Raw genomic sequence first — 25,863 nt, forward strand, 5'->3', positions numbered from 1 at the left:
TTCTGGCGCCGGACGCGTCAGCGCAGGGGGGTGGCCTGGGCCTTGGCGTCCGTCTGTTCCGCCTGTTCCGTCTGTTCTGTTCGGGAGTTCCGCAGCCGGACCGCGTCGGCGATGCCCGCCTGGCGCAGCTCGACCTTGCGGACCTTGCCGCTGACGGTCATCGGGAAGGCGTCCATGACCCGCAGATAGCGGGGCGCCTTGTAGTGGGCGAGGCGGCCCCGGCAGAAGCGGGCCAGCTCGTCACGGGTGAGCGACTTGGCGCCCTCCCGCAGGATGACGCAGGCCAGGATCTCCTCGCCGTACTTCTCGTCCGGCACGCCGACGACCTGCACATCGGCGATCTTCGGATGGGTGTACAGGAACTCCTCGATCTCCCGGGGGTACACCTTCTCCCCACCCCGGATGATCATGTCCTTCATCCGGCCGACGATCCGGACATAGCCGTCCTCGTCCATGATCGCGAGGTCGCCGGTGTGCATCCAGCGCCTCGAGTCGATCACCTCGGCCGTCCGTTCCGGCTCCTCCCAGTAGCCCAGCATCACCGAGTAGCCGCGGGTGCACAGCTCCCCGCGGGTGCCGCGGGGCACCGTCACGCCGGTCACCGGGTCCACGACCTTGATCTCCAGGTGCGGCAGCACCCGGCCGACCGTGCCGGTGCGCCGGCGCAGATCGTCGTCGCGCCGGGTCTGGGTGGACACCGGCGAGGTCTCGGTCATGCCGTAGAAGATCGACACCTCGGCCATGTGCATCTCGTCCACGACGCGCCGCATGACCTCCGCCGGGCAGATGGAGCCGGCGATGATCCCGGTGCGCAGGGAGGAGAGGTCGTACGCGTCGAAGTCGGGCAGCCCCAGTTCGGCGATGAACATCGTCGGCACGCCGTACAGCGAGGTGCAGCGCTCCTGCTCGACCGCCCGGAGCGTGGCGGCCGGGTCGAAGGTGGGGGCGGGGATGACGATGCAGGCGCCGTGGCTGGTGGCGCCCAGGTTGCCGGTCACCATGCCGAAGCAGTGGGAGAAGGGCACCGGCAGACAGACGCGGTCCTGGTCGGTGTAGCCCAGCGCCTCCCCGACGGAGTAGCCGTTGTTGAGGATGTTGTGGTGGGAGAGCGTGGCGCCCTTGGGGAAGCCGGTCGTACCGGAGGTGTACTGGATATTGACCGGGTCGTCGCAGGTCAGCCGGGCCTCGCGCTCCATCAGCCGCTCGCGTGACACATCGGCGCCCGCGCGCACGAGACCGTCCCAGGTGCGGTCGCCGATGTAGATGACATCGCGCAGGGCGGGACACTCGGAGCGCACCTGTTCGACCATGCGGCGGTAGTCGCTGGTCTTGTGCTCGGTCGAGGAGATCAGTACGGAGACACCGGCCTGCCGCAGCACGAACGTCAGCTCATGGACGCGGGAGGCGGGGTTGATATTGACCATGATCGCGCCGATACGGGCCGTGGCGTACTGCACCAGCACCCACTCGGCACAGTTGACGGCCCAGATCCCGACCCGGTCGCCCTTGCCGACGCCCTTGGCCATCAGCCCGAGCGCGACCTCCTCGACGGCCCGGCCGAACTCGGTGTAGGTCCAGCGGCGGCCGCTGGGGAGGTCGACAAGCGCCTCCCGGTCGGCGAACCGCTCTATGGCGCGGGCCAGGTTGGCACCGATGGTGTCGCCGAGCAGCGGGACCTCGCCCGCCCCGCTCGCGTACGACAGCGCGGGGGCGGGCGCGGTGGCTTTCGCGGGGGCGGAGGGGCCGGCCGTGGCGGCGGTGGCGGCCGGGTCCGGGGGGCCGGAGGAGCCCGATGAGTCGGGTGGACCTGAGGGGTCGGCCGGGCGGTCGGTCATGAGTACTCCTCGTGATCGCGTGGTGAGTGCGGGTCGGTCATGAGGTGGTCTCCTCATGAAACTCGACACCATCGCCGCGCAGGGTGCGCTCGCGTAGCTCTATACGGCGGATTTTGCCGGACACGGTCTTGGGAAGTTCCGCGAATTCCAGTCGACGGACACGCTTGTACGGTGCAAGGACCGCCCTGGAGTGAGCGAACAGGACCTTCGCGGTCTCGGGCCCCGGCTCCCACCCCTCCGCCAGCACGACGTACGCCTTCGGCACCGCCAGCCGCAGCGGGTCGGGGGCCGGGACCACGGCGGCCTCGGCGACCGCCTCGTGCTCCAGGAGGGCGCTCTCCAGCTCGAACGGCGAGATCTTGTAGTCGGACGCCTTGAAGACGTCGTCGGCGCGGCCGACATAGGTGATGTAGCCGTCGGCGTCGCGCGATCCGATGTCGCCGGTGCGGTAGTAGCCGCCCGCCGTCGCCTCGGCGGTCCGCTCCTCGTCACCCTCGTAACCGGTCATCAGACCGACGGGCCGGCCCGATGGACCCGACAGGTCGAGACAGATCTCGCCCTCGTCCCCCGGCTGCCCGGTGACCGGGTCCAGCAGGGTGACCGCGAAGCCGGGGCTGGGGCGGCCCATCGAGCCGACCTTGAGCGGCTGGCCCGGGGTGTTGGCGACCTGCACGGAGGTCTCGGTCTGGCCGAAGCCGTCCCGGATGGTCACCCCCCAGGCGCGCCGGACATGCTCGATGACCTCGGGGTTCAGCGGCTCACCGGCCGCCGCGGCCTCGCGGGGCGGGGTGCGCAGCTGGGTCAGATCGGCCTGGATGAGCATCCGCCACACGGTCGGCGGGGCGCAGAAGGTGGTCACCGCGCAGCGGTCCATCTCGGCCATGAGACGGGCGGGGTCGAAGCGCGTGTAGTTGTGCACGAACACGGTCGCCTCGGCGTTCCAGGGGGCGAAGAGATTGGACCAGGCGTGCTTGGCCCACCCTGGGGAGGAGATGTTGAGGTGGACGTCGCCGGGCCGGAGCCCGATCCAGTACATCGTCGACAGATGGCCGATGGGGTACGAGATGTGGGTGTGCTGGACCAGCTTGGGGCGGGCGGTGGTGCCCGAGGTGAAGTAGAGCATGAGGGGATCGGTGGCCAGGGTCGGCCCGTCCGGCACGAAGGGCGCGTCGGCGGCCCCGCCCGCACTGGGCTCCCCCCAGGTGTCCGTACCCGCGTCCGCGTAGGCCAGCCAGCCGTCGGGGGCGCCGCCGACCGCGATGCGCGTGTACTCGCCCGGCACCTCAACGAACTTGGCGGCGTCCTCCGCCCGCACGATCACATGCGCGGCGCGGCCGCGCTCCACCCGGTCGAGGAGGTCGAGCGGGCCGAGCAGCGGGGTGGCGGGGATGACCACCGCCCGCAGCTTCATGGCCGCCAGCGCCGTCTCCCACAGCTCGGCCTGGTTGCCGAGCATGACCACGATGCGGTCACCCGCCCGCACGCCCTGGGCACGCAGCCAGTTCGCGGCCCGGTCGGAGCGGCCGCGCATGTCCCGGAAGCTGATGCGGGTCTCCTGGCCGTCTTCCTCGACGATGTGCAGCGCGGTACGGTCGTTGTCCCGGGCGATCTCGTCGAACCAGTCGAGCGCCCAGTTGAACTCGGCCGGGCGCGGCCATCTGAAACCCTCGTACGCCGCCGCGTAGTCGTCTCCGTGGGCCAGGAGGAAATCCCGTGCCGCCCGGAAACTCTGAGTCGGGCCGTTTGCTGTCACATCTCCTCCTGATTGCCGTACCGCTCGCTAGCATCGTGCGACGGGTGATCTGAGTCTCACCACCCCCGGACGGGGGTGGTGGTATTTCGGGGAGGTGACCGTGGCGGAATCGGACCGGACGGTGGATGTACGGACGGCCCTGCTGCGGATGCGGCGGCGCGGCGGGCTGCCCGTGGCCTTCGGCGGGCTGTTCTCGAGCGCGCGGCAGTTCCGCATCTCCGAACTGACCGGCACCACCACCAACTCCCTGCGCGGGCTCGCCGTCACCCCCGGCAACGGTCTCGGCGGCAAGGTCCTCACCATGTCCCGGCCGATCTCGGTGGTCGACTACCCGACCTCGCGCGCCATCAGCCACGAGTACGACGGAGCGGTCGGCGCCGAGGGCCTGCGCTCGATGCTGGCGGTCCCGGTGGTGGTCCGCGGCCGGGTGCGCGGGGTGCTGTACGGCGCGCTGCGCCAGCCGCTGGCGCTCGGCGACCGGGCGCTGAACGCGGCGATGGAGGCGGCGCGCCAGCTGGAGCACTCGCTGGCGGTGCAGGACGAGGCGCAGCGGCTGTTCACGGTGGAGCAAGCGCAGCCCGAGGCGGACCCGGCGCTGTGGGAGGAGGTACGGGAAGCACACGGCGACCTGCGGGCACTGGCCCAGCAGGTCACCGACCCGCAGCTGCGGGAGCGCATCCTCAGCGCCTGCGGACGGCTGGCCAGGGCCTCCTCGGGCGGCGCGGGGGACGTGGCGGCGCGGCCGGGGGTGGAGCTGTCGCCGCGCGAGGTGGATGTGCTGGCGTGTGTGGCGTCCGGAGCGACGAACTCCGCGGCGGCGGACCGGCTGGGGCTGCGGCCGGAGACGGTGAAGAGCTACCTGCGCTCGTCCATGCGCAAGCTGGGCGCGCATACGCGTCTGCACGCGGTCGTGGAGGCACGCCGCGCGGGACTGCTGCCGTAACGCCGGCGTCAGGAGCGCGGCCGCGGCGTGACGCCCGGCGCCCCGCCGGGCTCGGGGGGCCGGTCGGGGGTGGGGGATTTGGGGCGTATATCCTGCCCTGAGGTCAGTGATCCGTGCCCGCGCGCCCGCGACCGAGGAGGTGAGGTCCGCGATGCACAGCGAACCTCCCAGTCGCCTGCCGCGAGCCACCACTGCCGTCCGGCCGCGCTGAGGCGCGGCCCCAGCGGCTCAGCGGCCCGGCGGCGGTGTCCGGAGGTGAATCGAGCCTCGAAGGAAGAGGTGTGCACGGCCGCCTGCCCCAGCGCCTGCTACCCGTAAGGAAGCCCCATGTCAGAGCATCGTTCCCGGCCCCCGCGCTCCTCGCGGAAGCCCTCCTGGCTGCGTCCCGCACAGGGCCGTGGCGGCTCCGGCACCCCCCGGCCCGGTGGTTCGGCGCCGGGCTCCCCGCCGAACCCCGAACCGCGCCCCGCGGGCCCGGGGGCCCAGGCCATGGCGGAGGACGACCGCAGCGTGGTGGACTCCGCCGTCTACCGCAACGGGCGCCGGGTCGGCACGCCCGACTCCCTGGCCGCCACCTACCGGCGGCTGCGCGAGGAGCCGGGGGGCATGGCCTGGATCGGGCTGCTGCGGCCCACCGAGGCGGAGCTGCTGTCGCTCGCGGACGAGTTCGATCTGCACAAGCTGGCCATCGAGGACGCGATGGAGGCCCACCAGCGGCCCAAGCTGGAGCGCTACGGCGACACGCTGTTCGTGGTGCTGCGCGCGGCCCGCTACCTCGACGCGCCCGAGGAGGTCGACTTCGGCGAGCTGCATGTCTTCGTCGGCCCCGATTTCGTCATCACCGTACGCCACGGCGCCGCCCCCGACCTGTCGGCGGTGCGCCGCCGGATGGAGGCCGCGCCCGAGCTGCTGGCGCTCGGGCCGGAGGCCGTGCTGTACGCCATCCTGGACTCGGTCGTGGACGGCTACGCCCCGGTGGTCGCGGGCGTGCAGAACGACATCGACGAGATCGAGACGGAGGTGTTCCGCGGTCACCCCGAGGTCTCCCGCCGCATCTATGAACTCTCCCGCGAGATGGTGGAGTTCCAGCGCGCGACCCGCCCGCTGGTGGGGATGTTGCACGGGCTGATGGCCGGGTTCGACAAGTACGGCACCGACGAGGAGCTGCAGCGCTATCTGCGTGACGTCGCCGACCACGTCACCCACACCAGCGAGCGCGTGGACGGCTTCCGCTCGGCCCTGACCGACATCCTCGCGGTCAACGCCACCTTGGTCACCCAGCAGCAGAACGCGGAGATGCGGGCGCTGGCCGAGGCGGGCTTCGAGCAGAACGAGGAGGTCAAGAAGATCTCCGCGTGGGCGGCCATCCTCTTCGCCCCCACCCTCGTCGGCACCATCTACGGGATGAACTTCCGCCATATGCCGGAGCTGCACTGGGCCTTCGGATACCCGTTCGCGATCCTGCTGATGGCGGTGGTCTGTCTGAGCCTGTACGTGGTGTTCAAGCGGCGGGACTGGCTCTGAACCGCACATCCCGCTCCCCCGCCGCCGGGTCGGTCACCGCCAGCAGCCGCGCGCCCTCGGCCTCCAGCGTCTCCCGTTCTGCGGCGCCGAGCCGGACGAACGGGGTCACCTGCGCCACCGCCACCCCGCGAGCGCGCTCGACCTTCCAGATCCCGGCGACGAAGCCGTCCACCAGGATCGTGCCGCGCACGATGCCGTTGTCGCCCATCACCGGCCGCCGGTACTCATCGGCGAGGATGCGGGCGCGGTCGGCGTGCGAGAGCAGCAGGTTGTCGAAGTCCGCCACGAAGCGGGCGGGGACGGGCAGGTCGGGGTCCGGGAGCGACGCGTCCGCCGGGTCGTACAGCTCGCGCCCGCTCTCGTCCCGGTACCTCCGCAGGCCGGGCCCCAGCCGCTCGACCACCTCGCGCAGCCCGGTCAACCCGCACCACTTCTGGATGTCCGCGACGGTCGCGGGCCCGAAGGCCGCGAGATAGCGCAGCACCACGGCGTCCACGGAGGGTTCGGCCTCCATCGGCCGTCCCAGCCAGTCCTCGACGGCCGCGTACCGGGGCCCGCCGCTTTTCCCCCACAGCCCGCGCGGCGGCACCTGCACCAGGGGCGCCCACAGCCGCACCGCGTTGACCAGCGCACCCGGGTCCGCGTCCGGCCACCGGGGGCCGAGCTCGGCGCGCAGCTCGGCCGGGCCCAGGGCGCCGCGCGCGAGCAGCTTGCGCCCGGCCGCCACCAGCTCCTCCCGCGCCACACCGGTCAGCCCGGGCGCGAAGGGCGTGCCACGGAACTGCTTGTCGAGCATGGGTTGAACGATTGGCCGCAGCCGCAGCGCGTCGGCCGCCGAGACGAGGTGCACGGTGCCGCGCATCAGCACCATCCGCACCACCTCCCTCTCCTTCATCAGCCGCTCCAGCTCCTCGAACGCGAACCCGTCCAGGCGCGTCCACAGGCCGATGTACGGGGCGCCGGGCGCCTGGGACTGCATGCCGACAAGCCGCTCGATCACCTCGAGGGCGGTGAGGGACCCCGACCGGTTCAGCAGCAGCTGGCGCTCCAGCAGCGCCCTGTTGAGGGCTCGGGGGCCGAGTACGTCGTTCGTCATGCGCTCCACGCTATGAGACCTTGCGTTCAGCTTCTGTCCTGGTCCGCGCCTCTTCCCAAGTCGGGGGGGTGGGCGGTCAGTTGCTTGGAGGATACGAGGGCGTTCGCGATACTTGCCCGGGTGAAACCACATTCCACGCACAGCCCGCGTCAACGCGCCGCCGCCCTCGGCGTCATGGCCGCCGCCGGCGCACTGGCCTTCGCGATGACCTCTTCCGCGCCGGCGAGCGCCGCGCCCCGGCACGCCGGATCGCTCGACTACGTCGCCCTGGGAGACTCCTACGCCTCGGCCCCCGGCGTCCCGGAGCAGATCGACACCGCGTGTGCCCGCTCCAACGCCAACTATCCGCATCTCGTGGCCGAGCGGAACAGCGCACGACTGACGGACGTCACGTGTTCGGGTGCGACCACAGCGGACCTGGCCCTGGCGACGGACACGGCTCCCGCCCAGTACGACGCCCTCAGCCGCGACACCGACCTGGTGACCGTGAGCATCGGCGGCAACGACATCGGCTTCTCCACCGTACTGGGACGCTGCGCCGCGCTGGGCGCGGGAGACCCCTCCGGTAGCCCATGCCGCGACGCGCTCACCCAGGGCGGCAGCGACCAGGTGGAGCAGGGCATCGCCGCCACGGCGCCGAAGATCTCCCAGGTGATCGCGGAAGTTCACCGCCGGGCCCCGCACGCCAGGGTGGTCATGGTCGGCTACCCGTCGCTCTTCCCCGACAGCGGAGTCGGCTGCACGAGCCCCAGCGTCCCCTTCGCCGCCGGTGACTTCGGTTATCTGCGGGACAAGACGAAGTCCCTCAACTCCATGATCGCTCACCGCGCCAAGCTGGGCAGGGCCTCCTACGTGGACACGTACAAGCCCACGATCGGCCACGACATGTGCCGGCCCGTCGGCGAGCGCTGGATCGAGAGCCTCGCTCCGCAGACTCCGGCGGCGCCGGCCCACCCGAACGCACAGGGTGAGCAGGCCATGGCGGCGGCCGTGAACCGCGCGCTGGCCCAGTGCGGTGTCGTTCGCCGGATCTGATGCCTCAGGTGGGGCCGCGGCGGCATGCCGGGGCCCCACCGCGGCCCGGGAGTTCGCAAGAGCTGATCACAAGTTGACCGCTTGGCACACTATTTTGATCAGGTCTGAGCACAACTGGCGGTTTTGTCAGCTGACTTGTGGTTCGATGCCGTCCGGCACGCACAGGCGAGCGACGGCGACGGGAGATTGCGCATGGACCGGCGAGGGTTCCTCAGAGGCATGGCCGCGGTGTCCGCCGCGGGGCTGGTCCCGGCGGCGGGCGGGACAGCCACGGCCGACTCGGCACCGAGGGCACTGGCGCCCCAGGACTGGCTGTCCGGCATCGCCGACGCCACCCCCGTCCAGCGGCTGACGCTGCCGGGCACCCATGACTCCGGCGCCCGCTACGGCGGCCCCTGGACGGAGTGCCAGAACACCACCATCGGCGACCAGCTGAACAGCGGCATACGCTTCCTCGACATCCGGTGCCGCGCCTTCGAAGGCGCCTTCCCCATCCACCACGGCGCCTTCTACCAGCACCTCAACTTCGACGACGTCCTCACCGCGTGCCGCTCCTTCCTGACCGCGCACCCGTCGGAGACCGTACTGATGCGCGTCAAGCAGGAGTACTCCGAGGAGAGCGCCGCCGAGTTCCGCCGCATCTTCGACACCTATCTCGACGGCAAGGGCTGGCGGCCGCTGTTCCGCCTCGACGCCACGCTCCCCACCCTCGGCCAGGCCCGCGGCAGGGTCGTCCTGCTCGCCGACTCCGACAACATGCCGGGGGTGCGGTACGCCGACGCGGGGCTCTTCGACATCCAGGACGACTACATGGCGGAGCCGTTCGGCAAGTGGCCGAAGATCCAGGCCCAGTTCCGCAAGGCCGCGGCCCAGCCGGGCAAGCTCTTCTTCAACTATGTCTCCACCGCCGCCCTGCTCCCGCCCCGCTCCCATGCGGACCGGCTGAACCCGCAGGTCAAGGGTTTCCTGGAGAGCTCCGAGGCCACCGGCTGGACGGGGCTCGGGGTGGTGCCGATGGACTTCCCGAACACTGTCTCCGGCCTCGTGGACACCCTGATCCGGCACAATCCGGCGGCCTGAGAATTGACCCGTGTTTCTGCCGCGGAAATGCACCACATCTGGGGTCGCTTCCGCTCCTAGGGTCGAAACATGAACACGTTCCAGGTGTCCCAGCGCATGAACTTCACCACCGTCGCCCCCAAGGTCTTCAAGGCCGTTCTCGCACTCGACGCCGCCGCCCGTGAGGGGATCGACCCCGTCCTGCTGGAGCTGGTGCAGATCCGCGCCTCCCAGATCAACCGCTGCGCGTACTGCATCGACTACCACACCACGGACGCCCGCAAGGGCGGGGAGACGGAGGAGCGGATCCACCAGCTCTCCGCCTGGGAGGAGTCGAGCCTGTTCACCGAGGAGGAGCGGGCCGCCCTGGCGCTGACCGAGGCCGTCACCCGGCTGCCGGAGGGCGTGCCGGACGCGGTCTACGACGAGGCCGCGCGCCACTTCGACGAGACGGAGCTCGCCCACCTCATCGCGCTGATCTTCACCGTCAACGCGTGGAACCGGATGAACGTCACCACGCGCAAGACGCCCGGCACCCACTGACCGACAGCCCTCTTGGCGCTGCCCGTGGTGGGGATGCGCGGGCGGCCCGTCAGCTGACCCCCGCCTCGTGGGCGATCAGCCCGGCCTGGGTGCGGTTCGCACAGCCCAGCTTGTCGAGCAGCCGCGACACATAGCCCTTGATGGTGGCCTCCGAGAGGTACAGCCGCGCCCCGATCTGCGCGTTCGACAGCCCCTCGCCGAGCCCGGCCAGCACCTCGGCCTCCCGCTCGGTCAGCGACGCGACCAGCCGCCGCGCCCGGTCGCGCGCGAAGTGGCCGTCGGAGGAGGCCGCGACCAGCCGGCGGGCGGCGGCCGGGGAGAGCACGGTGTGGCCCTCGGCGGCCACCCGCACCAGGCCGATCAGGTCCTCCGGCGGCGTGGTCTTGACCAGAAAGCCCGTCGCGCCGGCCCGCAGCGCGCGCAGGACGTACTGGTCGGCGTCGAAGGTGGTGAGGACCACGATGACCGGCGGGTCGGCGAGCTCCCTGATGCGCTCGATCCCGGTGAGCCCGTCCACGCCCGGCATCCGCAGATCCATGAGCACCACGTCCGGCCGGTGGCGGCGGACCGCCTCGGCGCCGGCCGCGCCGTCGTGTGCCTCGGCCACGACCTCGATGTCCTCGGCCGAGCCGAGGATCGTGCGCAGAAACACGCACACCATCGGCTCGTCGTCCACGACCACCACCCGGACCACCGGCCTCACCCCACCGTCTCCGCCGTCGGCACATACGAGGGCAGCGTGGCCTCGACGCCGAAGCCGCCGTCCGGCTCGGGCCCGGCGCGCAGGGTGCCGCCCACCAGCTCCACGCGCTGCCGCAGGCCCGCGAGGCCCAGGCCCGAGCCGGTGGCGGCCAGGGCGCGGTGGGGGCCGTCGGCCGACGGCGTGTTGCGGACCGTGAGCCGCAGCCGCGCCGCGCCGTACTCGACCCGTACGGTGACCCGCGCGCCCGGGGCGTGTTTGCGCACATTGGTCAGCGCCTCGCGCACGATGCGGTACGCGGTGCGCCCGACCACCGGCGAGGCGAGCGCCCGGTCGCCCTCCTCGGTCAGCTGGGCCGGGGTGCCCACGGCGGTCGACTCGGCGACCAGCGCGGCGAACCCGGCCACCGAGGGCGTCGGGTCCCCTTCGGGGGCGGTGCGCAGGATGCCGACCAGGTCCCGCAGCTCGTCGAGGGCCTGGCAGCCGGCCGCCCGCAGCTCCTCCGCCGCCTGCCGGGTCGCCTCGTCGGGCGCCGTGATCCGCAGCGCCCCGGCCTGGAGCACCATCAGGCTCACCCGATGGGTCACCACGTCGTGCATCTCCCCCGCCAGCCTCGCCCGTTCCTCGGCACGGGCCTGCTCGGCGAGCAGGTGGCGCTCCCGCTCGGCCCGCTCGGCGCGTTCGGTCAGCGCCAGCACCAGCCGTCTGCGGGCCTCGAAGTACAGCGTCAGCAGCGGCCCGAGGGCGGTGCGCAGCACCCCGATGGTGATGACCGTGACCGACGGCTGCCACACCCGCGCCACGATCGCCGTGAAGACGCCGAGCGCGACGAGCGCCGTCAGCCGGGACCACCGCTTCCGGCCGTAGAAGGCCGGCCCGTACGCCGCGAGCGCCGTCGCGAGGGGCGCCCACACATTGCCCGGATGCGCCGGAGTCAGCGCGCCCGCCGGGGAGATCAGCAGGGACACCGCGAGCGTGAACCCGCCGAGGACGGCCATGACCGCCAGGGGCGCGTGGCGGCGGGCGGCCAGCGAGAGGCAGGCGAGCGCCTGCGCGCCGAGCATGGCCCAGGCCAGCGGGCCCGGGTGGGCCGGCCACCAGGTCGCGCGGAGCAGCGTCAGCCCGGTGTCGAGCAGGGCGAAAGCCACCGCGATCGCCACGTCCACGGCGACCGGATGCCTACGGTGCCACGGTCCGGCAGTCATGCGGCCTACGGTAGGACATCGCCCGCGCCCGTCGAGCGGGCGTTGTCCCAGGCCACGACGTCCGTCGGGGGCGGACCCTACGAAAGTCGCACGCCGCCTGGGACGGCCATGCCTTCGTCGCCCCGGCCGCCGACCACTCGCCCTGCCGCCCGCCGCCCCGACCGCCGTGCAATGGACCCATGACGACGCGAGGGCGGGCCGCCGCCGTGGTGGTGGCGGACCTGCACAAGAGTTACGGAGCGGTGGCGGCCGTGCGCGGGGTGAGCTTCACCGTCGCGCCCGGGGAGATCTTCGCGCTGCTCGGGCCGAACGGGGCCGGCAAGACCACCACGCTGGAGATCCTCGAAGGCTTCCGCGCCCGGGACGCGGGGCGGGTCGAGGTGCTCGGCCTCGACCCCTCGGACCCGGCCGCCGGGCGCCGGCTGCGCGAGCGGATCGGGCTGGTGCTGCAGGACATCGCGGTCGAGCCGTATCTGACCGTCCGGGAGACGGTCGCCCGCGACGCCGGGTACTACCCGTCGCCGCGCGATGTCGACGAGGTCATCGGCCTGGTCGGTCTCGCCGGGCAGGAGCGGCGGAAGGTCAGGGCGCTGTCGGGCGGGCAGAAGCGGCGGCTTGACCTGGCGCTGGGTCTGATCGGCGGCCCGAGCCTGCTGTTCCTCGACGAGCCGACGACCGGATTCGACCCGAACGCGCGCCGCGGCGCCTGGCGGCTCGTACACGAGCTGCGCGACGCCGGCACCACCGTCCTGCTCACCACGCACTCCATGGAGGAGGCCCAGGAGCTGGCCGACCGGGTGGCGGTGATCGCCGGCGGCCGGGTGGTGGCCGAGGGGGCTCCCGCGTCCCTCGGCGGCCGTGACACCGCCCGCGCGCGGATTCGCTTCGCCCTGCCCGAGGGGTGCGCGGCGGCCGAACTGCCGGTCGCCGCCGCGCCGGGCGACGGCGGACTGGTCACCGTGGAGACCGAGGAGCCGACGGAGGCGCTGCACCGGCTGACGGGCTGGGCGCTCGGGCGCGGCGTATCGCTCGACGGGATCACCGTCGAGCGGCCGAGCCTGGAGGACGTCTACCTCCGGCTGACCGGACCCATGGGGAAGGGGGACGGGCGATGAGCGCCGCCGGCCGCCGGCCACCGCGCCGCGCCCTGGCGCTGCTGTGGCACCAGATCCGCTACGAGCAGCTGTCCTTCTGGCGCAATCCGCAGAGCGCCTTCTTCACCTTCGTCTTCCCGGTCGTGGTCATCGCGGTCTTCGGCGCGATGTTCGGCGGCGGCGGCACCGACCCGTACTTCTACGGGCTCTCGGCGCTGGGCTACTACGTGTCCACGATCGCCGCGGTCTCCGTCCTGGGCTCCTGCTACAGCCAGTTGGCCATCGTGCTGGCCACCCGGCGGCAGAACGGGATCCTCAAACGGGTACGGGCCACGCCGCTGCCCGCCTGGGTGTACTTCCTCGGGCTGCTGGCGCACTGCGCCATGCTGAGCGTGGTGGACGTGCTGCTGATCGTCGGCGTCGGGCGGCTGTACGGCGTACCGCTGCCCGCTGTGGCGCGGTGGCCCGCGATCGTGGTGACGCTGGTGCTGGGCGCGGGCTGCTTCTGCGCCCTCGGGGTCGCGGTGGCCTCGCTGATCCGCAACGCCGAGGCCGCGCCGGCGGTCGTCCAGCTCGTCCTGTTCCCGCTGGTGTTCATCTCCGGCACCTATCTGCCGATCCACTCCGGAACGGTGGCCGAGGTGGCCGACGCGCTGCCGGTACGGCCGTTCAACCAGGCCCTGATGGACGCCCTGGCCCTCCCCTTCGACTCCGGTTTCGCCTGGCGGAGCCTCGGCGTACTGCTCATCTGGGGTGTGGCGGGGGCGGTCGTCGCGGTCCGCCGCTTCCGCTGGGACCCCCGGCCGGAATGACCGTACCGGGGGCGCCGACGGACCGCTGACGTGGCGTCACAGGGAGGGCTGGGCGAAGCGGACCAGCTCGAGGGCCTGCTCGGGGAACCACTCGCCCGCCTCCGGGTCGACCATCCCGCGCTCCGGGTCATGGGGCCCGGTTGTGCCGCGCAGGCACTGGCCGTCCGACTCGCCGGGGGTCTTCACCCACAGCGCGGCGTCCTGCAGCGGGTCGCCGGTCCTGGTGGTGGGACGCATGCCCAGGCCGCGGCCGGGAGGGTTGCACCAGGACTGGGGGTCGGCGTGGCTGCCGGCCCGGGGCGTCCAGGGGCCGCGTCCGTTGCGGCTGGTGTCGGTGATGAAGTGCTTCATCTCATCGGGCTCGTTGAGCACGTTGACCTCCAGCCACCGCTCGGCGCGCAGCCGCGGCCACCGCTGGTCGGGGCACTCCGCCGGGTTGCCGCCGTCGGCCACATAGGCCAGGCAGGAGGAGATGAGCCGGCCGTACCAGGCGTTGTCCTCGTCGGTCTGGTAGTGGGAGACGTTGATGGCGAAGCCGGTGGCGTGGTCGACACCGGCCTGGAGCAGCCGGCGCACGATGCTGCTGACGGGGTGCCAGGCCGAGTGGCCCGCGTCCAGGTAGACCTTGGTGCCGGGCAGCGGTTCCAGGGTGTCGACGGCGTAGTTGAGCTCGGTGTAGCGGGCGGCGTTGCGGGCCCTCAGCTCGGTGGGGGGCAGGGCGGACGCCTCCCGGGGTGTGCCGACGGGTGTGCCGGTGGCGTCGCCGATGGGTTTCTCGGCCGGGTTCCCGGCCGAGTTGTCCGTAGGTCTTCCGGGGGGCGTGTTCACGGGCGCGTCGGCGTGCGCCTCGTCCGGCGTGTCGGCGTGCGCCTCCTCGGGCAGGTCCGTGACCGGGTCGATATCGGCGGGGGCCTCGGCCCGCCGGCCGCCGTGCGTCGTGGGCTGCGCCCCGGCCCGTGCCTTGGCCTCCGCTTCGGCCCGCGCGGCCCGCGCCCGGGAGTGTGCTTCGGCCTGCGCCTCGGCGCGTGCGATCACGCCGCCGAGCACCCCGGCCCCGGCCTCGGCGCCGAACAGGCGGCTGTCGAAGGCGTCGCCCTCGAGTGCGTCCCCGCCGTCCGGGGCGCCGTTCGGCTCCTCCTCGGACACATCGGCGGCGGGCTCGTCGCGCCCGGCGGTCTCGCCGCCCGCCCGGCCGCAGTCGGAGGGCAGCAGGGCGAGCGAGTCGGGCTCCAGGACGATCAGCGCCCGCCGGTTGCCGATGCCCCGGGCGACGGCGTCGATCCACTCCCGGTACTCGGCGGTGCCCTGAGCACCGCCCGCCGAGTAACTGCCGCAGTCACGGCCCGGCGTGTTGTAGAGCGCGAGGACGGGCACATGGCCCCGCCGCACGGCGCGCCGGGTGGTCTCGCGGACCAGCTGCTCGACCTCTCCCGGGCTCTCGTCCCCGAACCAGACCGCGTGCGGCGTACGGACCATCTCGAGCAGCCCGGCGGCCGCGCCGCGGTCGCCGTGCCTCACCAGCCGGGTCACCTGATGGTAGGGGCCCGTGCCGGCCGGTGGGGTGTACAGGCGGTGCAGGGCCCTGGCCGGGGCGGGCTCCCCCGGCGCCGCCGCGTACCCGGCGGCCGCGGTGGACAGGGGCAGCGCGATCGCGGCCAGAAAGGCCATTTGCTTGGTGGGGATCGTCCGTCTTCTACGCACGTGCGCACTCCTCGAGCGGCGGTTTCGGGGTCGATTTCTGAGGCTCAATCAGAAACCGGGACCTCGCAACGCGTACGTCCGCCGGGTGGCCGAACCGCTCCCCCACCTACGGGTGGCGCTCCGTCAGGCGACCGAGCCGATCCGCCCCATGCCCACCTGTGCCGAAAGGTCGTGGTGGATGGGGATGTGGGCGCCCGTCAGGGGCACTCCGCTGCCGCCCCGCCGGGCGGCGACGATCTCGCTCGCGATGGACAGGGCCGTCTCCTCGGACGTCCGGGCGCCGAGGTCGAGGCCGATCGGGGAGCGCAGCCGGGCCAGCGCCGACTCGCCGAGCCCGGCCTCGCGCAGCCGCCGCAGCCGGTCCTCGTGGGTGCGGCGCGAGCCCATCGCGCCGACGTACCCGACGGGCAGCCGCAGCGCCCGCTCCAGCAGCGGGATGTCGAACTTGGCGTCGTGGGTGAGCACGCACAGCACCGTACGGGCGTCGACCTCGGTGGCGTCCAGATAGCGGTGCGGCCAGTCGACGACCACCTCGTCCGCGTCCGGGAAGCGGCGGGCGGTCGCGAAGACGGGCCGGGCGTCGCACACCGTCACGTGGTAGCCGAGGAACTTCCCGATGCGCGCCAGCGCGCCCGCGAAGTCGATCGCACCGAAGACGATCATGCGGGGCGGGGCCACCGCGGACTCGACGAGCAGGGTGACCGGCTCACCGCAGCGGCCGCCGTCCGCGCCGACCTCGACGGTGGCGGTGCGCCCGGCCTCCAGCAGCGCGCGGGCCTCGTCGACCGCGGTACGGTCCAGGGCCGTACGGTCCGCCCCCGCACGGTGCGGGGCCGGGCCGAGGCTTCCCTCGTGCGAGCCGTCGGGGCGCACCAGCAGTGCGCGGCCCAGCAGCTCCGGCGGCCCGTCGGCGACCCGTACGAGCGCCGCCGGCCGGCCGCCCGCGGCGGACGGCGTGGCGCCGGAGGGCGCGGCGGCCGACAGCGCGGCGGCGAGGACGGGGCGCAGCCGGGTGTCGTCGGCGGGCACCGGGGTGACCAGGATGTCGATGGTCCCGCCGCAGGTCAGGCCCACGGCGAAGGCGTCCTCGTCGGAGTAGCCGAAGCTCTCCCGCACGGTGTGGCCGGTGCGCAGCGCGTCCTGGCACAGGTCGTAGACCGCGCCCTCCACACACCCGCCGGACACGCTGCCGACCGCCGTCCCCGCGGCGTCCACGGCCAGCGCCGCGCCCGGCTGCCGGGGCGCGCTGCCGACGGCGGCCACGACGGTGGCGACGGCGAAGTCCCGTCCCTCCTGGCACCAGCGGTGCAGCTCGGCGGCGATGTCCAGCATGGCGCTCAGCTCCAGACTCCGTCGTCCATGGGCGGTGGCGGGTCACAGCCACGCCACATTTACCCATAACCATCACGTATCCGTCAGATGTTCCGGGCGCACGGGGACGCGGCTAAGACGCAGGCCGGTCGCCGCCCGGATGGCGGCGACGACGGCCGGGGTGGAGGACAGGGTGGGGGCCTCGCCGACCCCGCGCAGCCCGTACGGCGCGTGGTCGTCGGCCAGCTCGAGCACCTCCACCGGGATGCTCGGCGTGTCGAGGATGGTGGGGATCAGATAGTCGGTGAAGGACGGGTTGCGGACCAGCGCGCCGTCCGATACGACGATCTCCTCCATGACCGCGAGCCCGAGCCCCTGTGTCGTTCCTCCCTGGATCTGGCCGACCACGGACAGCGGGTTGAGCGCCTTGCCGACGTCCTGGGCCGCGGCGAGTTCGACGACCTTGACCAGGCCGAGTTCGGTGTCGACGTCGACGACGGCCCGGTGGGCGCAGAAGGAGTACTGGACGTGGCCGAAGCCCTGCCCGGTCTTCGGGTGGAAGGGCTGGGTCGGGCGGTGCCGGAACTCCTTCTCGATGTCGATCGCGTCCTCCCCCAGGATCTCGGCGAGGTCCCCGACGACCTCGCCCTCCTCGGTGACCACCTTGCCGCCCGCCAGCAGCAGCGGTGCGCCCGCCCAGCCGGGGTGGTCGGCGCCGAACCGCTCGCGGCCGCGCCGGAACACCTCCTCGCGCACCGCCTCGCAGGTGTGCTTGATCGCGCCGCCGGTCATATACGTCTGGCGGGAGGCGGAGGTGGAGCCGGCCGAGCCGACCTGGGTGTCGGCCGGGTGGAGCACGACCCGGGCCACGCCGAGCTCGGTGCGGGCGATCTGGGTGTGTACGGTCACCCCGCCCTGGCCGACCTCGGCCATGGCGGTGTGCACCAGGGCGACCGGCTCCCCGCCCAGCACCTCGAGGCGCACCCGGGCGGTGGAGTAGTCGTCGAAGCCCTCGGAGAAGCCGACGTTCTTGATGCCGACCGCGTAGCCGACGCCGCGCACCACGCCCTCGCCGTGGCTGGTGTTGGACAGCCCGCCCGGCAGCTCCCGTACGTCGAGCGGGCCGCTGGGGGGCTCGGGCGGCAGCGGGCGCGCCTTGACCCGGCGCAGCAGCTCGGCGACCGGGGCCGGGGAGTCGACGCGCTGGCCGGTGGGCATGAGCGTGCCCTGCTCCATGGCGTTGCGCTGCCGGAACTCCACCGGGTCCAGGCCCAGCTCCGCCGCCACCGCGTCCATCTGCGCCTCGTAGGCGAAGCAGGCCTGCACCGCGCCGAACCCGCGCATCGCGCCGCAGGGCGGGTTGTTGGAGTACAGGGCCAGCGCCTCGATGTCGACGTTGTCCACGGCGTACGGGCCGATCGACAGCGAGGCGGCGTTGCCGACGACGGCCGGGGAGGAGGAGGCGTACGCGCCGCCGTCGAGGACGATGCGGCACTGGACGTAGAGCAGCTGGCCGTCGCGGGTCGCGCCGTGCTCGTAGGCGAGCTTGGCGGGGTGGCGGTGGACATGGCCGAAGAACGACTCGTACCGGTTGTAGACGATCTTGACGGGCCGGCCGGTGCGCAGCGCCAGCAGGCAGGCGTGCGCCTGCATGGACAGGTCCTCGCGGGCGCCGAAGGCCCCGCCGACGCCGGACAGGGTCAGCCGGACCTTCTCGGCGGGCAGGCCCAGGACCGGGGCGAGCTGATCGCGGTCGACGTGCAGCCACTGGGTGGCGATGTAGAGGTCGACGCCGCCGTCCTCGGCGGGCACGGCGAGGCCGGACTCCGGGCCGAGGAAGGCCTGGTCCTGCATGCCGACCTCGTAGTCCCGGCGCACCACCACATCGGCGCGGGCCCTGGCGGCGGCGATGTCGCCGCGCGTGATGGGCTGGCGGTGGACGACGTTGGGGTGCGGGGCGTGTGCGGCGTGGCGGTCGGTGCGGCCGGGGTGGAGCACGGGCGCGCCGGGCGCGGTGGCGGTGGCCTCGTCGGTGACCAGCGGCAGCTCGGCGTACTCGACCCTGATCCGGGCGGCGGCGCGGCGCGCGGTCTCGGGGTGGTCGGCGGCGACGATCGCGACGGCCTCGCCGTGGTAGCGGACCCGGCCCGTGGCGAGCACGGGCTGGTCGCGGATCTCCAGGCCGTAGTGGGTCTCGGCGGGGAGGTCGGCGTACGTCATGACGGTGTGCACCCCGGGCATGGCCAGCGCCTCGCCGGTGTCGATGGAGCGGATCTCGGCGTGCGCGTGCGGGCTGCGGAGGGTGAAGCCCCACAGCATGTCCTCGTGCCACAGGTCGGAGGAGTACGCGAACTCGCCGGTCGCCTTGAGGGTGCCGTCGGGGCGCGGCGTGGACTCGCCGATGGTGCCCCGGGCCGTGGCGCCCTGGGGCGGCCGGGTGGGGGCGGGGGTGCGGCCGGGGCCCATGGGCTACCTCGTCTCCGTGGTGCGCGCGGCCGCCAGGCGGACCGCGTCGAGGATCTTCTCGTAGCCGGTGCAGCGGCACAGGTTGCCGGAGAGCGCCTCGCGGATGTCGGCGTCGGAGGGGTCGGGGGTGCGCTCCAGCAGTTCGTCGGCGGCGATCAGCAGACCGGGGGTGCAGAACCCGCACTGGATGGCGCCGGCGTCGATGAACGCCTGCTGGACGGGGGCCAGTGGGGGCGGCTGCCGCGTGGCCGCGGTCGGCCCGTCCTGGCCGGCCCCTCGGCTCCGGGCCTCGGCGTACTCGGCGAGGCCCTCGACCGTGACGATCTCGCGGCCCTCGGCCTGACCGGCCGCCACCAGACAGGCGCATACCGGCACACCGTCGAGCCGGACCGTGCAGGATCCGCATTCACCCTGCTCACAGGCGTTCTTGGAGCCGGGGAGGCCCAGTCGCTCGCGCAGCACGTACAGCAGCGACTCGCCCTCCCACACATCATCGGCCTGCTGTGGCCGCCCGTTGACCGTGAACGTCACGCGCACCATGTGCCTCCCTCGGTCGTGTCTCCGCCGGTCGTGCCGCCGCTCGCGCGGAACGCCTCCCAGGTCCAGCCGAGCGTGCGGCGGGCCATGACGGACACCGCGTGGCGTCGGTATGCCGCGCTGCCGCGCACATCGTCGATCGGGTCGCAGGCGGCGGCGCACAGTTCGGCGAAGCGGCGGGCGATCGACGGGGTGATGGTCCGGCCGCCGTCCCAGAAGCCGCCCTCGGCGAGCGCGGCGTTCAGGAAGTCCTCGGCCGCCCGCGCCCGTACCGGGGTGGGCGCGGCCGATCCGATGCCGGTCCGCACCGTGCGGGTGTCCGGGTGCAGCGCGATCGCGAAGGCGCAGACGGCGATGACCATGGCGTTGCGGGTGCCGACCTTGGAGAACTGCTGCGGCCCGGCGGCCCTGCGGATGTGGACGGCCCTGATCAGTTCGTCATCGGCCAGCGCGTTGCGCTTCACCCCGGTGTAGAACTCCTCGACGGGGATGAGGCGGCTGCCGCGCACCGAGGCGGCCTCCACCTCGGCCCCGGCGGCCAGCAGCGCGGGGTGCGCGTCACCGGCGGGCGAGGCGGCGCCGAGGTTGCCGCCGACGCTGCCGCGGTTGCGGATCTGCGGCGAGCCGATGGTGTGCGCGGCGAGCGCCAGCCCCGGCAGCTCGGGCCGCAGCCGCTCGATGATCCGCGCGTACGGTACGCAGGCGCCCAGCCGTACGGTCTGCTCGCCCGTCTCCCAGGTGTGGAGTTCGTCGATCCTGCCCAGGTCGAGCAGGTGATCGGGGCGGCGGCGGTCGAAGTTGATCTCGACCATGACGTCGGTCCCGCCCGCGATGGGCACGGCCTCGGGGTGCTCGGCCTTCGCCGCGAGCGCTTCCTCCCAACTCGCGGGGCGCAGGAATTCCATGGGCGTCCCTTCTCTCCGGGTCTCCCCAGATGTCTGCACGCGGCTCACCGCCAGTAGACCGGGGTGTGGGCCACCCGGTGCAGTCACCGATGCCATGAAGCAGTTGGCTGGCCAGCAGCGTGGTCTTGTAGATTCGAACGAAAGACGGGGAGTGGAAACCTCGGCGATATTCACCGGAAACGGCGACGGGAACGGCGAGGCTTCCACCGGCACGAGGATCGGCTGACGACGACATGCGGCTGCGCGCACTGCTGGAGACCGACGCCCTGGGCCTGCGGCTGCTCGGGGGCGCGGAGGAGCTGGACCGCACCGTGCGCGGCGTGATGACCACCGATCTGCGCGACCCGAGCCGCTATCTCTCCGGTGGCGAGCTGGTCCTGACCGGCCTGGCGTGGCGGCGGGAGCCCGAGGACTCCGAGCGGTTCGTACGGATCCTGGTGGCGGCCCGGGTCGCGGGGCTCGCGGCGGGCGAGGCGGAGCTCGGCTCCGTGCCCGAGGACCTGGTGCTGGCGTGTGCCCGGCACCGGCTGCCGCTGTTCTCGGTGGCGGAGGCCGTGTCGTTCGCGTCGATCACCGAGTATGTGGTGCGCCGGGTCTCCGGCGAGCGGGCCGGGGATCTGGCGGCCGTCGTGGACCGGCACCGGCGGCTGATGACCTCGGGGCCCGCGGGCGGCGGCCCGGAGGTCGTGCTGGATCTGCTCGGCTCCGACCTCGACCTGCCCGCCTGGGTGCTCTCCCCCACCGGCCGGCGGATCGCGGTGCCCAGCGTCGCCGCGGGCGCCGGGTCCGGGGGCGCGCCCGAGCTGCCCGCCGCGGTGCGCGCGCGGCTCGCGGGCGAGCATCTGGCCGCCCAGCGCTCCGGCCGCCGCGGTCCGCACCGGGTGATCGCCGCCGACGGCTCCGCGTACTCCCTCTTCCCCATCCGCAGCAGTGGCCGCACGGCGTCGGAGGCCGGGGACGTACGCGAGACCGTGCTCTTCGACTGGCTGCTGGTGGTCGGGGCGGACGCGGGCGACTGGCCGGAGGAGCGGCTGGATCTGCTGCACGGCGTCACCCAGCTGATCGCGGTGGAGCGGGACCGCAGGGACGCCGCCCGTACCGTACGGCGCCGGCTGGCCCAGGAGGTGCTGGAGCTGGCCCAGTCGGGCGCGCCGCCCGCCGAGCTCGCCGCCCGGCTGCGGGTCGCCGCCCCCGTACTGCTGCCGGGCCTGGGCTCGGCCCCGCGCTGGCAGGTGGTGGTGGCCCGGGTGGAGTGGGAGGGCGAAGGGGCGCCGGCCGGCCCGGTGGCCCAGTCGCTGCTGGAGGAGATCCTGGTCGACCCGGAGGCCACCGGGCCCGAGCCCTCGGACCGGATCGCGGTGGCGCACTCCGGCGACGAGGCGGTGGCGCTGGTCCCGCTGCCGGCCCTGCCCGACGCCCCGGCGGCCAAGGGCGAGGTCGAGGGCGAGGGCGAGGGCGACGACGGCGGAGCGTACGGCTTCGGGACGGGGCTGCAGGCCGACGCGCTGCTTACCGCCGTCCGTGAACCGCTCTCCCACGGGCTCGACGGCGACGGGCGGCTGACGCTCGGCGTCAGCGCCGTCGTCCACTCCGCCGACGGGCTGCGCGGCGCCCTGGAGGAGGCGCGGCACGCCCGGCGGGTCGCCGCCGCCCGGCCGGGCCGGGTGTGCGCGGCGGGCCACCAGGAGCTCGCCTCGCACGTGCTGCTGCTCCCCTTCGTCCCCGACGACGTCCGCCGCGCCTTCACCGCCCGGCTGCTCGACCCCCTGTACGACTACGACCGCCGCCACCGCGCCGAGCTGATCCCCACGCTGGAGGCGTTCTTGGACTGCGACGGCTCCTGGACGCGCTGTGCGACCCGGCTGCATCTGCACGTCAATACGCTGCGGTACCGGGTGGGCCGGATCGAGCAGCTGACGGGGCGCGATCTGGCGCGGCTCGAGGACAAGCTGGACTTCTTCCTGGCGCTGCGGATGAGCTGACCGACCGGGCGCCGCTGCGCCCAGGTGTCCGCCGTTCACCCGTTCGGCGGTCCGCCTGTTGGTCAAGGGATGTTCAGTTTCCCCTGTTCCCCCGGGTGTTTGTGAATTCATTCACACCGACCCCTTGGCCCCGCCCGCGCATTCATGCTGAGATTCGGATCACAGCTTCCGGCTCGATGGCGCGCTTGGGGAGGGCAATGTGGCGGACACCGCCATGTCACCACCTGGATCATCGGATTCCGATTCTGATCTCCGCCAGGGTCTCGTGGACGACCCCCTGGACACGGCGGTATGGCGGCTACGCTCGCGCGGCTGTTGGCACGACGCCGCCGCCCTGCTCCAGCCACGCGCGGCGGGCGACGCCACGGCCGCGCTGAAGCGCACCGCCGTACTCATCGAGCGCTGCATGTACACCTCCGAAGGGTGGGACGCGGCCGAGGACGCCCTGCGGGCGGCGGAGGCGCTGGCGCTGACCGACGAGGAGCGGGGCGCCACGGCGTGCGAGCGCGGCTATCTCGCCTACGCCTCCACGCTGCTGGGGGTGCGCGACCGGGCCGACGAGGCGCGGACCGCGCTGGGGCGCGCCGCCGCGCTGCTCGGCCCCGGCTCGCGGACCCGCCCGCTGCTGGACTTCCGCCGCGGTCTGATCGCCCAGCACCTGGCGCAGAACCCGACCGGCGCCCAAGCCGCCTTCCAGCGCGCACACGCCGGGGCCGCGAACCACGCGGACGAGCTGCTGCGCTCGTTCACCTGGCGCCATCTGGCCGCGATGGCGAAGCAGGAGGGCGATGTGGCCGAGGCGCGGCGCGGCTTCGCCGAGTCGCTGCGCATCCGCGAGGAGCTGGGCTATCTGATCGGCATCGCCCCGGCGCTCGCGGCGCTGGCCGAGGTGGAGGAGGAGCCGGAGGCGGCCCGGCTGCGCACGGAGGCGATCCGCCTGGTGCGGCTGCTGGGCGGGGTACCGGTGTGGCTCACGGAGCAGTTAGAACGGGCGCCCTCCAGAGCACCCTCCGCGACGGCGTAGGCAGGGCACTGAGTTTGCGGTGAGTATGGGACAGCGACACGCCGATACGACGGCGTGTCGCTGTCCCATACTCACTGCAAACTCAAGCTTCGCCGCTCACGCGCCGCCGTTGAAGTGGTCGCGCACCAGGGACTCGACGGTGTCGAGATCCCGCGCGGCCAGGGCGTCGAGCAGGGCCATGTGCTCGGCCGCGTCGGCGACGAGGTCGGCGGTGCGCACGATCTGGCCGCCGACCAGCGGCCACTGCGCCCGCCGGTGCAACTCGTCGGCCACGACGACCAACTGCTGGTTTCCGGCCAGGCTGAGGACCGCCTGGTGGAACGTGCGGTCCGACTCCAGATACGCCGCGCGGTCCCCCTTCGCCGCCGCCACCGCCGTGGCCTCCGCGAACGGCCGCAGCCCCGCCCAGCGCTCGGGCGCGATCGCCTCGGCCAGGCTGAGCATCACCGGGACCTCCAGCAGGGCCCGCACCTCGGCCAGCTCGGCCAGCTCGCGCGCGCTGCGCCGGGCCACCCTGAATCCCCGGTTCGGCACCACCTCGACGGCGCCTTCCCCGGCGAGCTGCTGCATGGCCTCGCGTACGGGCGTGGCCGACACGCCGAAGCGCTCGGCGAGGGCCGGCGCGGAGTAGACCTCGCCGGGGGCGAGCTCGCCGCCGACCAGCGCGTCCCTCAGGGCGTCCAGGATCTGCCCGCGCACCGAGTGGCGCCGGGGCGGCTTCCGTGAGGCGGGCCCGCCGGGGCCGGGGATGCCGGGACCCGGGTGCGGCTCCGCCGCCGTTTCGGCACTGGCCTGCTCCACCTCGGCTCCTCCTGACGTCCGCCTGAAACGATATGCGGAGGCCGCGCGAGGTCAAACCCCTCGGACGCCGTATTTAAGGCAACCCTAACGGAACGGAGCACACGGGAGCACATCGAGCGTCCTGACGCAAGCTCAGCAGTCTGTTTACGCTCGATCGGGTTCCATGAATAGAATGCAAGCCGCTTGCACAGCGCGAGCGTTCGAACCGTATCGCACCTATCCGCGTGTCCCCCCGCCGATTTGGCGCCCTCTTGTCCAGAAACCGCTCGCGACAAGCCGGGTTTCCGCCAGGATGTCGCGCGAGTAGGCCGGGTACTACGGCCAGAACTTCACGGAAGCGAGGCAAGGGACACCGGATGAGACTGACCGACATATCGAGCTGGGGCCTCCCGGCCGTCGTGATACTCGTCGGCGTCGTGGGAGCGGTGACAGTGCTCGCGCGCGGCCGCAACGCCAAAGACGACAAGGCCACCACCGACTCCTGGGAGCGCAGCGAGGAGCGGCGGCGGCGCAAGGAGGCCATCTATGGGATGGCCTCGTATGTGCTGCTGTTCTGCTGCGCCGGAGTGGCGGCGGCACTCTCCTTCCAGGGCCTGGTGGGCTTCGGACGGGAGAACCTCGCCCTGACGAACGGCTGGGAGTACCTGGTGCCGTTCGGGCTCGACGGCGCCGCGATGTTCTGCTCGGTGCTCGCGGTGCGCGAGGCCAGCCACGGTGATGCCGCGCTCGGCTCCCGACTGCTGGTGTGGCTGTTCGCCGGCGCCGCGGCCTGGTTCAACTGGGTGCACGCGCCGCGTGGTATGGGCCACGCGGGGGCGCCGCAGTTCTTCGCCGGTATGTCGCTGTCGGCGGCGGTCCTCTTCGACCGCGCGCTCAAGCAGACCCGCCGGGCGGCGCTGCGCGAGCAGGGCCTGGTGCCGCGGCCGCTGCCGCAGATCCGCATCGTGCGCTGGCTGCGCGCGCCCCGCGAGACCTTCGCCGCCTGGTCGCTGATGCTGCTCGAGGGCGTCCGCACCCTGGACGAGGCCGTCGAGGAGGTGCGCGAGGACCGCAAGGAGAAGGAGCTCAACCGGCACCGCAGGCGTGAGCAGGAGAAGCTGGACCGGGCCAGGATCCGGGCGCTGAACCGGCAGCACCGCACGTGGGGGCGGCGCGGCGGCCGCCAGGTGGAGGTCACCGGGTCCTCTCCGCAGCCCGCACTCACATCGGAGCCTGCCATACCGGAGAAGTCGCTGGAAAACTCTTCCTCGCTGGACAAGGGGCAGCTGCCCGCGCCCGCGGCCCGGCCCGCCCTGCGGTCCGCGAGTGACAGTGACGGCGCCACCGCCGGACTGGGCGACCGCGAGGCCGACCGCCCGCGCACCATCGACCTCACCGCCGAGGACGACACGCTCACCATGCCGCGACTCGACTCCCTCGAGGAGAAGCTGGCGCAGATCGAGCGAGCCTTCGGCTGATCGCCGGGTGGGCGGGACGGGGAGCCCGTCTCCTCTCCCGCCCCCGCGCCATCCGAACGGCGTGTCCCATCCACGCCCCG

The 25,863-nt window shown here is 73.1% G+C and carries 21 protein-coding genes; 10 read left to right on the forward strand and 11 right to left on the reverse strand.

What is annotated here, in order from left to right; genetic code table 11:
• Nucleotides 1-17 precede the first annotated feature (17 nt).
• Both ACFZDL_RS01160 and ACFZDL_RS01165 read right to left on the reverse strand, forming a co-directional pair.
• Complete coding sequence (locus ACFZDL_RS01160) at nucleotides 18-1,835, reverse strand: AMP-binding protein (RefSeq protein WP_353590693.1); 1,818 nt, start codon at nucleotides 1,833-1,835, stop codon at nucleotides 18-20.
• 37 nt (nucleotides 1,836-1,872) lie between these two features.
• Nucleotides 1,873-3,588: an AMP-binding protein gene (locus ACFZDL_RS01165; protein ID WP_353590694.1), complete on the reverse strand. Its 1,716-nt coding sequence runs from the start codon at nucleotides 3,586-3,588 to the stop codon at nucleotides 1,873-1,875.
• A 100-nt stretch (nucleotides 3,589-3,688) separates the two neighbouring features.
• Between ACFZDL_RS01165 and ACFZDL_RS01170 the strand changes: the two genes are divergently transcribed.
• Together ACFZDL_RS01170 and ACFZDL_RS01175 are read left to right on the forward strand one after the other, a co-directional pair.
• A complete protein-coding gene (locus ACFZDL_RS01170; protein ID WP_391189874.1) occupies nucleotides 3,689-4,531 on the forward strand; it encodes a LuxR C-terminal-related transcriptional regulator in 843 nt (280 codons plus the stop codon).
• A gap of 327 nt (nucleotides 4,532-4,858) precedes the next feature.
• Complete coding sequence (locus tag ACFZDL_RS01175; protein WP_353590695.1) at nucleotides 4,859-6,055, forward strand: CorA family divalent cation transporter; 1,197 nt, start codon at nucleotides 4,859-4,861, stop codon at nucleotides 6,053-6,055.
• Here the strand turns inward: ACFZDL_RS01175 and ACFZDL_RS01180 are convergent.
• A complete protein-coding gene (locus ACFZDL_RS01180) occupies nucleotides 6,033-7,151 on the reverse strand; it encodes a winged helix DNA-binding domain-containing protein (RefSeq protein WP_353590696.1) in 1,119 nt (372 codons plus the stop codon). The two genes, ACFZDL_RS01175 and ACFZDL_RS01180, sit on opposite strands and share 23 nt — an antisense overlap.
• 120 nt (nucleotides 7,152-7,271) lie before the next feature.
• Between ACFZDL_RS01180 and ACFZDL_RS01185 the strand changes: the two genes are divergently transcribed.
• From ACFZDL_RS01185 to ACFZDL_RS01195, 3 genes are all read left to right on the forward strand, one after another.
• The gene (locus ACFZDL_RS01185) at nucleotides 7,272-8,186 is read left to right on the forward strand and encodes an SGNH/GDSL hydrolase family protein (protein ID WP_353590697.1); all 915 of its coding nucleotides are present in this window, start codon (nucleotides 7,272-7,274) and stop codon (nucleotides 8,184-8,186) included.
• Between the two features lie 192 nt (nucleotides 8,187-8,378).
• A complete protein-coding gene (locus ACFZDL_RS01190; RefSeq protein ID WP_353590698.1) occupies nucleotides 8,379-9,266 on the forward strand; it encodes a phosphatidylinositol-specific phospholipase C domain-containing protein in 888 nt (295 codons plus the stop codon).
• 96 nt (nucleotides 9,267-9,362) lie between these two features.
• On the forward strand, nucleotides 9,363-9,788 hold the full coding sequence (locus ACFZDL_RS01195) for a carboxymuconolactone decarboxylase family protein (RefSeq protein ID WP_353590807.1): 426 nt from the start codon (nucleotides 9,363-9,365) through the stop codon (nucleotides 9,786-9,788).
• Nucleotides 9,789-9,837: 49 nt separating this feature from the next.
• Here the strand turns inward: ACFZDL_RS01195 and ACFZDL_RS01200 are convergent, their stop codons facing one another.
• Both ACFZDL_RS01200 and ACFZDL_RS01205 read right to left on the reverse strand, forming a co-directional pair.
• Complete coding sequence (locus tag ACFZDL_RS01200) at nucleotides 9,838-10,482, reverse strand: response regulator transcription factor (RefSeq protein ID WP_353590808.1); 645 nt, start codon at nucleotides 10,480-10,482, stop codon at nucleotides 9,838-9,840.
• A gap of 5 nt (nucleotides 10,483-10,487) precedes the next feature.
• Nucleotides 10,488-11,693: a histidine kinase gene (locus ACFZDL_RS01205; RefSeq protein WP_353590699.1), complete on the reverse strand. Its 1,206-nt coding sequence runs from the start codon at nucleotides 11,691-11,693 to the stop codon at nucleotides 10,488-10,490.
• Between the two features lie 179 nt (nucleotides 11,694-11,872).
• On the opposite strand from ACFZDL_RS01205, the gene ACFZDL_RS01210 reads away from it, so the two are divergent.
• Nucleotides 11,873-12,808 (forward strand): ABC transporter ATP-binding protein, encoded by a 936-nt coding sequence (locus ACFZDL_RS01210; RefSeq protein WP_353590700.1) that lies wholly within the window; start codon nucleotides 11,873-11,875, stop codon nucleotides 12,806-12,808.
• Nucleotides 12,805-13,599, forward strand: a complete 795-nt coding sequence (locus tag ACFZDL_RS01215; RefSeq protein WP_353590701.1) for an ABC transporter permease — start codon at nucleotides 12,805-12,807, stop codon at nucleotides 13,597-13,599. The genes ACFZDL_RS01210 and ACFZDL_RS01215 overlap by 4 nt, the downstream gene beginning before the upstream one ends.
• Before the next feature lie 36 nt (nucleotides 13,600-13,635).
• Here ACFZDL_RS01215 and ACFZDL_RS01220 read toward each other — a convergent pair whose 3' ends face one another.
• The 5 genes from ACFZDL_RS01220 to ACFZDL_RS01240 all read right to left on the reverse strand — a co-directional run bounded on the left by ACFZDL_RS01220 (nucleotide 13,636) and on the right by ACFZDL_RS01240 (nucleotide 20,519).
• Nucleotides 13,636-15,300, reverse strand: a complete 1,665-nt coding sequence (locus tag ACFZDL_RS01220; RefSeq protein WP_391189882.1) for a glycoside hydrolase family 6 protein — start codon at nucleotides 15,298-15,300, stop codon at nucleotides 13,636-13,638.
• Nucleotides 15,301-15,423: 123 nt separating this feature from the next.
• Nucleotides 15,424-16,632 (reverse strand): XdhC/CoxI family protein, encoded by a 1,209-nt coding sequence (locus tag ACFZDL_RS01225; protein WP_353590702.1) that lies wholly within the window; start codon nucleotides 16,630-16,632, stop codon nucleotides 15,424-15,426.
• A 72-nt stretch (nucleotides 16,633-16,704) separates the two neighbouring features.
• Complete coding sequence (pucD, locus tag ACFZDL_RS01230) at nucleotides 16,705-19,077, reverse strand: xanthine dehydrogenase subunit D (RefSeq protein WP_353590703.1); 2,373 nt, start codon at nucleotides 19,075-19,077, stop codon at nucleotides 16,705-16,707.
• Nucleotides 19,078-19,080: 3 nt separating this feature from the next.
• Complete coding sequence (locus ACFZDL_RS01235) at nucleotides 19,081-19,614, reverse strand: (2Fe-2S)-binding protein (RefSeq protein ID WP_353590809.1); 534 nt, start codon at nucleotides 19,612-19,614, stop codon at nucleotides 19,081-19,083.
• Entirely contained in the window at nucleotides 19,605-20,519 is a 915-nt protein-coding gene (locus tag ACFZDL_RS01240) for a xanthine dehydrogenase family protein subunit M (RefSeq protein WP_353590704.1), read from the reverse strand. Before ACFZDL_RS01240 ends, ACFZDL_RS01235 begins: the two co-directional genes overlap by 10 nt.
• A gap of 233 nt (nucleotides 20,520-20,752) precedes the next feature.
• Here ACFZDL_RS01240 and ACFZDL_RS01245 point away from each other — a divergent pair, with 233 nt between their 5' ends.
• A complete protein-coding gene (locus tag ACFZDL_RS01245) occupies nucleotides 20,753-22,501 on the forward strand; it encodes a PucR family transcriptional regulator ligand-binding domain-containing protein (RefSeq protein WP_353590705.1) in 1,749 nt (582 codons plus the stop codon).
• A gap of 214 nt (nucleotides 22,502-22,715) precedes the next feature.
• Nucleotides 22,716-23,525, forward strand: coding sequence for a hypothetical protein (locus ACFZDL_RS01250; RefSeq protein WP_353590810.1), 810 nt, complete (start codon nucleotides 22,716-22,718; stop codon nucleotides 23,523-23,525).
• Nucleotides 23,526-23,621: 96 nt separating this feature from the next.
• Here ACFZDL_RS01250 and ACFZDL_RS01255 read toward each other — a convergent pair whose 3' ends face one another.
• Nucleotides 23,622-24,326, reverse strand: a complete 705-nt coding sequence (locus ACFZDL_RS01255; RefSeq protein ID WP_391189888.1) for an FCD domain-containing protein — start codon at nucleotides 24,324-24,326, stop codon at nucleotides 23,622-23,624.
• Nucleotides 24,327-24,682: 356 nt separating this feature from the next.
• Here ACFZDL_RS01255 and ACFZDL_RS01260 point away from each other — a divergent pair, with 356 nt between their 5' ends.
• The gene (locus tag ACFZDL_RS01260; RefSeq protein WP_353590706.1) at nucleotides 24,683-25,783 is read left to right on the forward strand and encodes a DUF2637 domain-containing protein; all 1,101 of its coding nucleotides are present in this window, start codon (nucleotides 24,683-24,685) and stop codon (nucleotides 25,781-25,783) included.
• Nucleotides 25,784-25,863: the final 80 nt, after the last annotated feature.

Source organism: Streptomyces sp. NPDC007917 (assembly GCF_042959105.1).
GTDB lineage: Bacteria > Actinomycetota > Actinomycetes > Streptomycetales > Streptomycetaceae > Streptomyces.

Coding starts and splice junctions, on each gene's coding strand:
- ACFZDL_RS01245 (WP_353590705.1), top strand. CDS start 20,753: ATGCGGCTGCGCGCACTGCTGGAGACCGACGCCCTGGGCCTGCGGCTG.
- ACFZDL_RS01175 (WP_353590695.1), top strand. CDS start 4,859: ATGTCAGAGCATCGTTCCCGGCCCCCGCGCTCCTCGCGGAAGCCCTCC.
- ACFZDL_RS01225 (WP_353590702.1), bottom strand. CDS start 16,632: ATGCTGGACATCGCCGCCGAGCTGCACCGCTGGTGCCAGGAGGGACGG.
- pucD (WP_353590703.1), bottom strand. CDS start 19,077: ATGGGCCCCGGCCGCACCCCCGCCCCCACCCGGCCGCCCCAGGGCGCC.
- ACFZDL_RS01240 (WP_353590704.1), bottom strand. CDS start 20,519: ATGGAATTCCTGCGCCCCGCGAGTTGGGAGGAAGCGCTCGCGGCGAAG.
- ACFZDL_RS01180 (WP_353590696.1), bottom strand. CDS start 7,151: ATGACGAACGACGTACTCGGCCCCCGAGCCCTCAACAGGGCGCTGCTG.
- ACFZDL_RS01190 (WP_353590698.1), top strand. CDS start 8,379: ATGGACCGGCGAGGGTTCCTCAGAGGCATGGCCGCGGTGTCCGCCGCG.
- ACFZDL_RS01250 (WP_353590810.1), top strand. CDS start 22,716: ATGTCACCACCTGGATCATCGGATTCCGATTCTGATCTCCGCCAGGGT.
- ACFZDL_RS01160 (WP_353590693.1), bottom strand. CDS start 1,835: ATGACCGACCGCCCGGCCGACCCCTCAGGTCCACCCGACTCATCGGGC.
- ACFZDL_RS01205 (WP_353590699.1), bottom strand. CDS start 11,693: ATGACTGCCGGACCGTGGCACCGTAGGCATCCGGTCGCCGTGGACGTG.
- ACFZDL_RS01260 (WP_353590706.1), top strand. CDS start 24,683: ATGAGACTGACCGACATATCGAGCTGGGGCCTCCCGGCCGTCGTGATA.
- ACFZDL_RS01195 (WP_353590807.1), top strand. CDS start 9,363: ATGAACTTCACCACCGTCGCCCCCAAGGTCTTCAAGGCCGTTCTCGCA.
- ACFZDL_RS01215 (WP_353590701.1), top strand. CDS start 12,805: ATGAGCGCCGCCGGCCGCCGGCCACCGCGCCGCGCCCTGGCGCTGCTG.
- ACFZDL_RS01210 (WP_353590700.1), top strand. CDS start 11,873: ATGACGACGCGAGGGCGGGCCGCCGCCGTGGTGGTGGCGGACCTGCAC.